The sequence below is a fragment of the Gilliamella sp. wkB108 genome, assembly GCF_001690195.1.
Taxonomy (GTDB): domain Bacteria; phylum Pseudomonadota; class Gammaproteobacteria; order Enterobacterales; family Orbaceae; genus Gilliamella; species Gilliamella apicola_L.
In genome coordinates this window covers 1-882 of record NZ_LZGM01000056.1, presented here as the reverse complement: position 1 = coordinate 882, position 882 = coordinate 1, and the positions used below count along the sequence as shown (strand labels likewise).

The following is an 882-nucleotide window of genomic DNA, read 5'->3' as shown; positions in this document are numbered from 1 at the left end:
ATTATTTTTCTTGAATTTTAATCTTTCGATATCAAAATATTTTTTTACATTGATCATTTGGCTCGCTAAAATTCCATTATTTTTTAGCCATTTTTGGTAGTCTTCAATTTGCTTTTCGTTTTTTGCTGAAATGTTATATATAGCATTAAAATGAGTTATGTCTAAATTAACATTATGAAAATCTTTCCAATTAGTATTGGAAAACGTTGAATATTGCTTGCCTAATAAAAAAAACCATATGCGATCTTTAAAAAAAATACTCAATTTCCATTTAAAAATTAAAATACAAACTAATAGGAGACCAGCAATAATTTCTATATATTTAAATAATGGGTTTTCTATTAATACATTTATGGAATTGATCATTTCATTATAATTCATTGTTTTCATCCTTTTTTAGATATTACTAATTAAGTCAGGTAAATTATATAAAATATTTAGAATATTATATTTGAGTTTTGTATTTTGGACAGTTTATACATTTTTAAACAACAAAATTAAGAGTTATTTTAAATTTAACGGTAAGCAAGTTACTTAGCGAAGAAAGTAATCATTTATTAATTATATCAATATGTGTAAACCAAAAAGCTTGTTTTAAATCAGTTGTCGTACAGAAGTACTGTTCTTTTACAAACTCAGGTTTGATGGTTTTAAGTGTTGTTTTTCCATAATATTATCATAATAATCTTTCTCGTTTAATGAACGTTCAATATTTAAAGTTCTCATGCAATCCTATAACAACTGATTGTAAAATTTCTTAACCTGATCTGAATGAAATAAATTCAACTTGGCAATGTTAGTTTAACTTTGTTTAATACCAATATGATAATTTATAATATGCCTATCCTATAAGTTGACTAAAAATATAAATAAATTTACCAC

At 23.1% G+C, this 882-nt stretch carries 1 protein-coding gene; it reads right to left on the bottom strand.

Annotated elements, in window-relative coordinates; translation table 11 throughout:
* Positions 1-381, bottom strand: a 381-nt coding sequence (locus tag A9G11_RS05730) for a DUF6216 family protein (protein WP_141674355.1), incomplete at its 3' end; no start/stop codon positions are given.
* Positions 382-882 lie beyond the last annotated feature (501 nt).